General features: G+C 35.2%; 11 protein-coding genes and 4 pseudogenes. 8 read left to right on the top strand and 7 right to left on the bottom strand.

The window, feature by feature from the left end; genetic code table 11:
- Positions 1 to 356 precede the first annotated feature (356 nt).
- From F957_RS21440 to F957_RS00020, 6 genes are all read left to right on the top strand, one after another.
- Entirely contained in the window at positions 357 to 554 is a 198-nt protein-coding gene (locus F957_RS21440) for a hypothetical protein (protein WP_016660727.1), read from the top strand.
- A gap of 136 nt (positions 555 to 690) precedes the next feature.
- Positions 691 to 798: a hypothetical protein gene (locus tag F957_RS22165; protein WP_392390262.1), complete on the top strand. Its 108-nt coding sequence runs from the start codon at positions 691 to 693 to the stop codon at positions 796 to 798.
- A 119-nt stretch (positions 799 to 917) separates the two neighbouring features.
- On the top strand, positions 918 to 1700 hold the full coding sequence (locus F957_RS00005; protein WP_016539993.1) for a DUF4882 family protein: 783 nt from the start codon (positions 918 to 920) through the stop codon (positions 1698 to 1700).
- A gap of 218 nt (positions 1701 to 1918) precedes the next feature.
- Positions 1919 to 2254, top strand: a complete 336-nt coding sequence (locus F957_RS00010; RefSeq protein ID WP_016539994.1) for a hypothetical protein — start codon at positions 1919 to 1921, stop codon at positions 2252 to 2254.
- A 287-nt stretch (positions 2255 to 2541) separates the two neighbouring features.
- Entirely contained in the window at positions 2542 to 3399 is an 858-nt protein-coding gene (gene bla, locus F957_RS00015; RefSeq protein ID WP_016660726.1) for a class A beta-lactamase, read from the top strand.
- Between the two features lie 135 nt (positions 3400 to 3534).
- Positions 3535 to 4173 (top strand): GNAT family N-acetyltransferase, encoded by a 639-nt coding sequence (locus F957_RS00020; RefSeq protein ID WP_016539996.1) that lies wholly within the window; start codon positions 3535 to 3537, stop codon positions 4171 to 4173.
- A gap of 143 nt (positions 4174 to 4316) precedes the next feature.
- Here F957_RS00020 and F957_RS22040 read toward each other — a convergent pair.
- The 3 genes and pseudogenes from F957_RS22040 to F957_RS00035 form a co-directional block, all read right to left on the bottom strand.
- A pseudogene (locus tag F957_RS22040) lies at positions 4317 to 4535 on the bottom strand (DNA polymerase V subunit UmuC); the annotation flags it as partial.
- 38 nt (positions 4536 to 4573) lie between these two features.
- Positions 4574 to 5080 (bottom strand): LexA family protein, encoded by a 507-nt coding sequence (locus F957_RS00030; RefSeq protein WP_016660724.1) that lies wholly within the window; start codon positions 5078 to 5080, stop codon positions 4574 to 4576.
- A gap of 250 nt (positions 5081 to 5330) precedes the next feature.
- The gene (locus tag F957_RS00035; RefSeq protein WP_016539998.1) at positions 5331 to 6782 is read right to left on the bottom strand and encodes a hypothetical protein; all 1452 of its coding nucleotides are present in this window, start codon (positions 6780 to 6782) and stop codon (positions 5331 to 5333) included.
- 156 nt (positions 6783 to 6938) lie between these two features.
- Between F957_RS00035 and F957_RS00040 the strand changes: the two genes are divergently transcribed.
- A complete protein-coding gene (locus tag F957_RS00040; protein ID WP_016539999.1) occupies positions 6939 to 7286 on the top strand; it encodes a hypothetical protein in 348 nt (115 codons plus the stop codon).
- Between the two features lie 52 nt (positions 7287 to 7338).
- On the opposite strand, the pseudogene F957_RS20955 reads toward F957_RS00040, so the two are convergent.
- Positions 7339 to 7821: pseudogene (locus F957_RS20955) on the bottom strand (SOS response-associated peptidase family protein); the annotation flags it as partial.
- A 295-nt stretch (positions 7822 to 8116) separates the two neighbouring features.
- Here F957_RS20955 and F957_RS21435 point away from each other — a divergent pair.
- A pseudogene (locus tag F957_RS21435) lies at positions 8117 to 8257 on the top strand (G:T/U mismatch-specific uracil/thymine DNA-glycosylase); the annotation flags it as partial.
- Between the two features lie 139 nt (positions 8258 to 8396).
- Here the strand turns inward: F957_RS21435 and F957_RS22110 are convergent.
- The 3 genes and pseudogenes from F957_RS22110 to F957_RS00060 form a co-directional block, all read right to left on the bottom strand.
- A pseudogene (locus F957_RS22110) lies at positions 8397 to 9518 on the bottom strand (phage integrase Arm DNA-binding domain-containing protein).
- Positions 9519 to 9520: 2 nt separating this feature from the next.
- A complete protein-coding gene (locus F957_RS00055; RefSeq protein ID WP_005153261.1) occupies positions 9521 to 9751 on the bottom strand; it encodes a hypothetical protein in 231 nt (76 codons plus the stop codon).
- Between the two features lie 17 nt (positions 9752 to 9768).
- Positions 9769 to 9998: hypothetical protein (locus F957_RS00060; protein ID WP_016660722.1), on the bottom strand; the 230-nt coding region annotated here is incomplete at its 5' end.

Here is a 9998-nt window from a genome sequence, read left to right as displayed (position 1 = left end):
ATTTAGAGTTGGTCTATGATGAAAATAGGTACATACAGGAATTTAACAACTTAAAAAAGATGATGAGTGATCCTGAAAATGAATGTAATTAAGTAATTAAGTAATTAAGTAATTAAGTAATTAAGTAATTAAGTAATTAAGTAATTAAGTAATTAAGTAATTAAGTAATTATACCTTCTTTGTATCTTGAGGAGAATAGGAGGTTTTCCCTTGATCTTGAAGGCTACGAGATCCAAGAAGATGCTGATAAAGATAAGGCTGATATCTTGGGAAAGTCATTGAACTCTACAAGTACGAAAAAACCTATGCGTCGAAAACACCGCACGAAATTGGGCAAATCAAATTTTTAGGTGGTCATGCCTGAGCCACCCGGATCATCTTATGCTGAGGAGTCTATCTTGCTGGCATTTTGTACGATTTGGAGATCCAGACGATATGGACAGAGTACGCCGTTATCTATAGATCAGCAGGCTATTAATGTTTATGCTGAGTATAATTATTTGCCAGGTGGTCCACATATCTTGAATGATTGTATTTTTGCTTTGGATGATTGATGAGGTTCATAAAAAGTCTAAAGCCAAAAATAAAAGTGGGTGAGAAAATGATAATAATTTAACCTCCTTTTTTAATTAAGTTATTGAAGTAACAGCTATAATTTTATGGTGTGTGGAAAGTGCATGAGTTATGTAAATATATAAATTTTTAAAGAGCTTTAATACGGTGGGGTTTTATCTAACTGTGGCCAGCATCTTGCTAGCATCACTTCTTTTTAATTTTTACTTTCTAAATCCAAAATAAGTGTTAGATAAGCAAAAATCCACCTTCGGGTGGTTTTTTAATGACTTTTTATCCGATTTCTCACATATTGAAAGTGATTTATTTATACTACTTGTTCAATTATAAAAAAGGTAAACGAAGTGAAGAAGATAATATTGGGCATTCTTATCATAGCCATTCCTGCAATGCACACTTTCGCAGCGTGTATTTATAATTTTGATGCTAATCAGACGCAACTAAATGCGGTTTCATCAGGATCTCTACCTTTTCCAACTATTTCTGGGCAAAAAGTTTCCTTAACCATAAGCCCGACAACAGGAAGTAAAAGATACGTTGCTGCAAGTGGAAATTTTGGCAATAAGCAATTAAGTCAACCAGGCAAAATGATCGGCGATGTTGCATTATCCCAAAGTAACATTATTGCCTATGAAATGATTGTGAAAGTTCCAAATGTGGTCTTAAGTAACAACAGTATTATTGGTCTTTTTCCGTTTACTTTTTTTGGAACTAAAGAAGATAAGCATGTTTTATCCAATTCGATTATGAGTCTTAATAATATACCTGAGGTTCCAAACCAAATATTATCAGCATGGCAATCAAGAGATCTGTCAAACAATGCCTTAATAGGTGAAAATGCTATAGATAATAATGCTTTGAATAACGGAGTAAGGTTAGGTTTTTACATCAATCAACAGACTCAACAAATTGGTGTAATTTCAAATGGCACAAATTATGGCTATGTGGGAAGTTACTCTACAAAGCCAAATGAAGGTTATTTTCTAGCACAAATTGCTGTTCAAGATATTCCATCAAACTCAGCTATGGTCGGGAAAACATTTTCACTTGAGCTAGTTACGGACCGTACTAAACTTCAAAACACTTATCCTACTGGTGCAAAAGACATTTGTGGAAATACAATCTAATTGAGTTAAACCACCTTCGGGTGGTTTTTTAGTAAACTTATTAAGCTTACTAAATAAAGTTGGAGAAAACTTTTAAAAATCGTTGTGAAAGTGGTAAAAAGGTAAAGAAATTTCAACTGCAATTTATGAGTTAGTAAAGATCTACCGTGAAGATGCAGAAAATAGTGTTTGTTGGATAAAGTTGCCTGGTTTGTATCGTCCTTAATTGGAGTTTATTTATGAGTGAATATAAATTTACTGCTGCCGATCTAGATGAAGAGTTTCATCAAATGACACGTGAAGAGCTTTTACAGGATATTGCTTACAGAATTCAATCTGATAGAAAAATGATAGAGCTTAATTGGGAAGAAAAGCAGGCATTATTGGATGAGAATAAAGAGCTTAGAGATGCCATTAATTTCGGAACAAGTGTTATTGAGGATGCAAAACAGGAAATTGAGTACTTTGGAAAAGTGCTCAAAGATAATTCCAACACGATTTTGATGTGGAGAAGAACCAGTTATATATTAGCCACACTACTACTATGGTTGGGCGCTCTTTTACTTTTCAGTTAATACTAGAATGGAAACCCGCGGTATGCGGGTTTTTTATGACTATAGTAAAGCCCCAAGGGGCTTTTTCTACATTCAAGAGTAGTGTCATTTACCATGTAGGGCCAATAACAAGATCAACAAAAATATTCATGTTGAAATATGTGCAAAAGCCTTTGATAGAGGCTTTATTATTGAATACATTTAAGCCATTAAATAATGATAAAACATTTGATTAACTTAATAATTAAATTTCTAGAGGTATACTTGGCCACGCTTAATTTTTTAAATTTTTAATATATGGATGCAATATGAAATCGTTATTGAAATCTGTCATAGCTGTTGTTTTGTTTGGCTCTTCGGTGTCAGCTACTATGGCTGCTACTCTGGAAGGGCAAATCAAAACCCTATCCGAAAAGGGATGGCAGATTGGTGTATCTATCCTAGATATGGATGATAAATTGATTTCGATCAATGGCGATAAACGCTTTCCTTTGGACAGCACTGTAAAAGCGCTTGCTTGTGCGAATGTATTGGCGAAGGTTGATGCTAAAAAGCTGACTTTAGATTATTCAAAAACGATTCAGCAAAAAGACCTCGTTACTTATTCACCAGTGGTCAAAGATTACGTAAATAAAAAACTGACGATCAAACAAGCTTGTGAAATTACGACCGCATACAGTGATAATACGGCAGCAAACTTTGCGATAGAGGCAGGTGGAGGCCCTGTAGGCCTAACCTCATTCATGCGTTCAATTGGCGATGAAGTTACAAGATCAGATAGATATGAACCAGATCTTGTCATTAATCCCGAAGATGACATCCGAGATACAACGACTCCCAATGCCATGAATGCCAGTATGAAAAAGTTATTGACGGGTAATGTGTTATCTAAAAGCTCAAAAGAGCAATTAAAAGAATGGATGATAGGGAATAAAGTTGCAGATAATATGTTAAGAGCTGCTTTACCTAAAGGATGGAAAATCGCTGATCGTACGGGTGCCAGTGATTATGGCATTAGAGGTTTAACTTCAATGGTATGGTCAGAAACTCATGCACCTGTATTTATCAGTATTTATGTGAGAAAAAGTGAGACTTCTTTAGTTGAACGCTCAGAAGTTATTAAACTTTTAAGTGATCATATTGTGAAAGAATATTTAACTAAATAAAGAAGAATGTTCATTTGATCAGTTAGATAGCCTTCATTAGAGGGTTATCTATTACGATAGTTAAAGCATTGAGAACTTGAAATAGCTTTGAATCGAAAATTGTATTTTTATTGAAGTTAAATGAGTGTGAGTAACATGAGTAGGAATGTTTCTTTAAAGTATGAAGCTGCAGAAGAATTGAGCGAAAATGATTTAGACAAAATAAACCAGATGATCGTATTTACTTGGGATTATCATTCATGGGTTCCTCAAAAGAATGTGAAACCTATGGCGGAGTTTTTTCTAGGTGAGGTTATTATAAACTCCTCTCGTATCTTTGTGGTACGTAATGAGAATGAGATTGTTGGAGTTATTGCAGCATCAATGATAGATAATATTAAGCAGAAAGCTAATGCAAAAATAAGAAAATATAAGGCTTTAAAGGAAATAATCTTAGAAAAGAAAGAAGATGTTTTTGAGGGTTATTTGGATACATTGATATTAAATGAAAAATTACTTCTAAAAAGTGGTAAGAAATTTGTTGCATCCTTAAACTTATTTATCCTAGATGAACAATATCAAGGTATGGGAATAGGCAATAAATTGTATTCAATGTTTACTGATTATCTTATTGAAATGAAGGTTAAAGAGTTTTTTCTTTATACGGATGATAGTTCAAACTTTCAATTTTATGAAAGAAAAGGTTTGAAGCGGATTGGCGAAGAAAAATATAGCTGGGGCGGAGATACAGACAATGCTGAATTGTATTACCTGTATGAAGGGCAAGTAAAATGACTAATTGAAAGTTGCTGTCAGGATTATAGCATTTTATATGATTCTGATTTTTTGAGCTTTCGCCTACTGTACCTAATGTCGGGGTCTTGTCTATCTAGCTTTTCCTATAGTTTCTAATAGCTCACGATAAGTTAATTTAAAAATTAATTTACTGTGAGTAGATCTTCCCATCTAAATGGATTTCTACTCAGTTTATCCCGACTCATGGACCAATTACGGTTAAGTATAAAGCAAGGTCCAATTCCTATCTTCTTATATTTAATCCCTTCTTCGTAGATATGGTTCAACATCAATGTAGCAGCCTTAGCCAATTCAGGTGCAAAGTCTGTAGGCTCAGGAAATGTATAGCTGACATAGCAATTGTTTACGTCAACTAACACAAATACTTTATTTTCGTACTTCATATTTTTCTTGTTTTTTTCAGTATGAAAGTAACGATACCCCAAACTTCTAGCAGTTGGTCATCATCAAAATAAATATTGCTGTATTCAGGATTCTCGGCTTTTAACCCGATTCGGTCATCTTCATCAAGCATTAAACGTTTAACGGTAAAATGATTGTTGACCAAGGCAACAATGATATCTCTATGCTTAACTTCTAAACTACGATCAACAATCAATTCATCATCAATATCAATACCAGCGTTTTTCATTGAGAGTGAGCCGACTTTAACAATGAAGGTCGCGTATTCATTACCAATCAAATGCTGATTCATATCGATATAATCTTGGGTTGGGGAAGGGAAACCTGCTGAAATTTTTTCTATTGAGACAGTAATAGCCATACGCATAGAAGGATGTATCACTATGATGGAAGATACATCTGAGAGTAAGTCATGCCTGAGATGATTCTTGATTTCGATGATTTGGTTTGAATGGCTCATGGCTACAATTTGAATTTGTAACATATTCAAGTTGTATTTTAGGTTTGGCCTAAAATGTTTTCAAATTTTAAAATTTTAGTGGAAATAAAGGGGAGTCATTACTTGTCGCTGCTAGTGTGCGTTTGGTCGGAATTTACGCGTGTCTTCTGTAGAGTGTTCGCTTGGGTTTTTCAAAACTAAAAATTTCTGACAGTCTGAATAGAAATTGAAAAAGCCCTTAGTTCAAATATGCTATTGGAGCTTAATTGAACAAAGGGCCATAAGTAAAAAATGATCAGCTAACTTCAATTTCAATCCCTGAATTCTCGTTTACAGATAATACTCTTATCGTGTAACCAGATTCTTCATCGATCAGTGTTCTCCCAATAGTTAGCGGAGAGTCTTTAGAGTCGGTATTTGGGGTTGTGTCAATTATTGTATTGGTAATAGTGTTCAGAGAGTCATATTTCACTTTTCGAACAGTTAAACCATTACTAATTGTTTGATTGGGTTTTGCTGAAAATTGGTCATAGCGCTCTTGATTAGGACGGTATTCGAATTCCAAATATCCATCTTTATGAGCAATACGAAGGCCCTTATTTCCTTTTTGTGAACTAAATGCGGGCAATAAGGTGTATTTACCTTTGGATTCAATATATGGCACACTTTCACGGTCAAGCCATCCCAACCACAATCTGTAATTAACGGTATATAAGGCAGCACCACCAGCACCTAATGCATCCCCATAATCTATACCCCAACTTTCAGGTGTTGCTGTTTTAGTTAATTTAACAGTACTACCATTCACCGATTCCGTGGTTATAAATTGAGTATGCATAAAACCTTGATTGTGTCCAAATTCATGTGTCCACATCCAGTATTTATGACCGGATCCATTGGAGTGGATTCTTGTTCCATTGATGTCTGCTACAGCACCATATTTACATAGATTTGTAGCTGGGAGTTCTACAAAAAGATATTCATAGGAAATCCCTTTGTCTGCTGCTAATTTTTTAATAGGATTGAATATTTTCTCGTTTTTTTCATCTCCTGAGCATGAACTAAGTGGGGATGAACTTAGTTTGATATTGTCTAAAAACTCTCCAGATATAGTCGCTCTACCATTAGAAGAAAGTTCAATATTTTCCTGAAGATTTAGTTTGTTACTGGAATTTTTAAACACAGCATTGTAAACGTCGGTTCCATTTTGAGGCTTTTGCCCATCAAAATAAGCATTGACCAATAGAACTTTATGGTTACCTAAAAAAGCGCTGGGATTTTCATATTTTCCGCTAAATTTCCAAATGGATTTATCGCCCCCCAATTGACTATACGTAACTCCTGAATTGGCCAGATTGGCCGCTAGATAATTAGGTTGCTCAAGTTGAGTTTTGTACTGATTAAAAATACTAAACTTGTTAGTTGAGGTTTGGCGCAGATAAAACTTTCTATATGTTGAATATCCTGGACCTGTACAAGAATCATATTTGTTCGTAACAGCATTAAAACAAAGAGATGGATTTGCCTTATTTTTTAAGTACCAATACCCACTGTTTTCAGCCTTCACAAAAGCCCATTGTTGGTTTTCTGCCCCAGTCGAACCTGAGAAGGACACTGAATTATCTGCATTTAAAGTTAAAAAGTTGCTTCCCGCAATTCCAGTATTTTCCAGTGTAGAGTATGTGACTTCAGCATAAGCAGAAGAACATATTGATAATAGAACGATTGGTATTAATTTTTTTTGCATTATCTTTTACCATTTTTTAATGGACTTTAAGGGTATGCGGCTCACAATCAAAACACTTGGGGATAACTATGTAAACATTGTTTGGTTTATGTAAGATATTTTTATAGGATTGTTTATTTCATGATTTAACAGAGAGCGGATAAAAGGAGTATATAGATGAGATATAAAGTGTTATTCATATTGGTGTTTATCGTGTTGGCATTTATTGTGTATACATTTAAAACCGATATAGCAAAAGTAAATAATTCAAGTTTAAATCATTCAGATAACAGAGAAAGTCAAGTTAATGAATCTAGTGTTACAAGTGATGTTGGTCTGTCTAAAATTACTGATAATAGTGCTCGATTAAAGGGGGCTGAAGTCACACAAAATGCAAGTAATAAAGAGCATGAAGTAAATGAACATCAGCAGAAAACCGCTGAAGAGCAGGAGGCTGAGTACGATCGGAATTTCGCAGAGTTAGAGGCAGCACAAGAAAAAGAAATGGAATTAAGAAATAGGTGAGGATTCAGAAGATAACGCTGAATGTAAAAATCAAAAAATTTTTTGCCTTTAATTATTTTATTTCATGTTTAGGCTCAGAAGTGTATTCATCAATCGGCATTTCAACTAAAAAGTCTTTAGCTTGATCATGATTGCAGTTAAGCCAGTCATTATGGCGGCCTTTGGGGATGACTACAATCGATCGCTTTTCATCGTTTGGTGCATGGAATTGTTTCATAAATGGGTGATCATCAGCATTGATCTTTAACATGCTCATTGAAATAACCAGCTCGCCGTTTACAGTCGCATGTTCATAAATATTAACAGCAGTGAAGGGTATATGGTCTTCTCGATAAATTCCATACCAATGGGATTTCCCATCAATGTACTTGGGTTCAAAACTAGTTTTTACTGGAATCAAGCAGAATTGATTTTTAGACCATGCATGTCGAAAGCTAGGCTTTGTTGCCACGTTCTCAGAACGGGCGTTATATGTGTTTTTTAAGTTCTTTAGATCATCAGCCCAATTTGGTACCAGACCAAAGCGAGCAGATCTCTACTCGATACCATACTATGGATTCATAGTTTGCACATATGTTCTAATCATCAAATATGTCAGAAAGTCATCTTTTAGATTGTTTTTTTTGATCAGTAATTAAGCAGTTAATTTGTAAAATAGAGCTATTAATCCATGACATTTTAGTCAATAAAGATATTATTCAAGGTAAAGATATTGCTAAAATTTTGTGAAGATGAAATTTCAACGAACAAAAGACCCAAGCAAAAAACTGGAAAATTCGATAAAATGATTAAAAATATTCATTCGATTTAAAATTTGGCTCTTTATATAAATGACTGATATAGAAATAGAAACACACCCATTACAACCGTTTCTACCTGCGACTGCAAAATTGCTGATGCTGGGCAGTTTTCCACCGCCACAAAGCCGTTGGAAGATGGATTTTTACTATCCTAATTATCAAAACGTAATGAAGTGAAATCAAATTAAGGTATTGATTTATATTAATTATAGCTATAAAAATCAGTGTTTTTTAACGCAAAAATGGGACTTATAGAAATCATAGAAAACAATAACTTATAAACCCCATTTGTTAAAAGATTTTATGTCATTTAGGCAAATGGCAAGGCAATCCCCACATCTACGTCATTCCAAACAATTTCATGTCCTGCCTCATAATGTTCTGTCATTTTTACCGAGCTGTGACCAGCTAATGCCTGAGCACTACGACCAGCTTTTTTATGTAGAAAAATAGCCAATGCTCGTATTTCATGAAAAGTCGGAATTTGCCTACCTTTCAGATCCGGATATGCCTTAGCACGTTTAACAATCCTCAAAAATTCTTCGGATAAATATTGAGGGAGAATTTGAGTCCAATGCTCTTTATTCGCATTCTTGGTTTTACGCTTAGGGATTTGATGAATTACAAATGGAGTAAGAAGTTTATCTGGTTTGCATCGATCTAAAACCTTTTGCAGTTCTGCATCAATTTTAATTCGGACATACCCAGCACCTTCCATAACCTCAAATTCATCCAGTGAATCGGTCGTGGTTTTCTGTTGTGCAATATGTATATATCCATCGTAAATATCAGTCCAACGCAAGGCCACAATATCAGTACGTCTTTGTGTGGTTAAAAGAGATAAATCAATTGCATTTTGGAGCCACAATGGGGAATTGGCTCTAATCTGTTGTAAACCTGCAAGAGTATGGCATTTTCGCTGTCTCTGGACATGCTTTGTCAAAGTGATGCGTGCAGGATTATCAGGACAGATCCCTTTACTCATCGCTACATCAAAAATACTGCACAGTAAGCTTCTTATCGCCTTTCTGTTCGAAGGTGTCAGTTCATCTAATTGATCATTTACCATTTTTAAAGTAATTGAGTCTAAAGATATCTTGCCTCAAACCCTGTAAATTCGGTTTAAATGGATCTTGTAATTCTTCTTTGTGTTTTCAGATAAAGGCCGCCCATCTTTACGTCTCTTTTCTTCTAAAAACTGTTCGCAAAAATCCTTAAATGAGATTGTCTTGCCTGTGACACTAGAAACATAATCTTCTTCCTGAATCAGTAATGAGTTAAGTTTGCGTGCAGCTTGGACTGCAACTGACTTGTTACTCCCCATGGAATGAAACTTACCCGTATCAGGATGGCGATATCGCCATGACTTTCCATTCGCTTTATAGAGATTCGCAGGCAAGTCTTTGTTGCCTGCATTTCTAGAACGTGACATTTTTAACCTTGCAATACTTTATTTACTAACTCATCGCCAGTTTGCTTTTCATAAGCTTCCCAGTTGATGTACCAGGTACCACGTTTGCCATCTTCTGCACCATGTAATTCAGCAGGTAATTTACCTATTCGGCATTTACGTGTGATGGTTTGAGGAGTAGGAGGCGTCGCACCATCGCTTGCATCTCCATAGACTCGTTTAATAAATTCAGATACTCGAATTAAGCAAGACATAGTTAATTCACCTCAAATTAGTTATTTATTTTTTCAAAAGACTGCGCACGTGCAGCCTTTTGATTGGTTAATAGCGATACTGAGACATCCTTGATCAATTCATTGCCTTGTAATATCTGCTGTTTTGCTTGGAGAGCTGTCGTAGCCTCTACACGTCCTCGTAAGCTGCCTTTGCCGTGAAGTTTGGCCACATACTTAAAGATGTAGGTTTTTACGCACTCCAACCCTCCATGTCCTTTTTTGCCTT

It is taken from the genome of Acinetobacter gyllenbergii CIP 110306 = MTCC 11365, from assembly GCF_000413855.1.
GTDB classification, from domain to species: domain Bacteria; phylum Pseudomonadota; class Gammaproteobacteria; order Pseudomonadales; family Moraxellaceae; genus Acinetobacter; species Acinetobacter gyllenbergii.
This window is presented reverse-complemented; position numbering and strand designations above follow the sequence as displayed.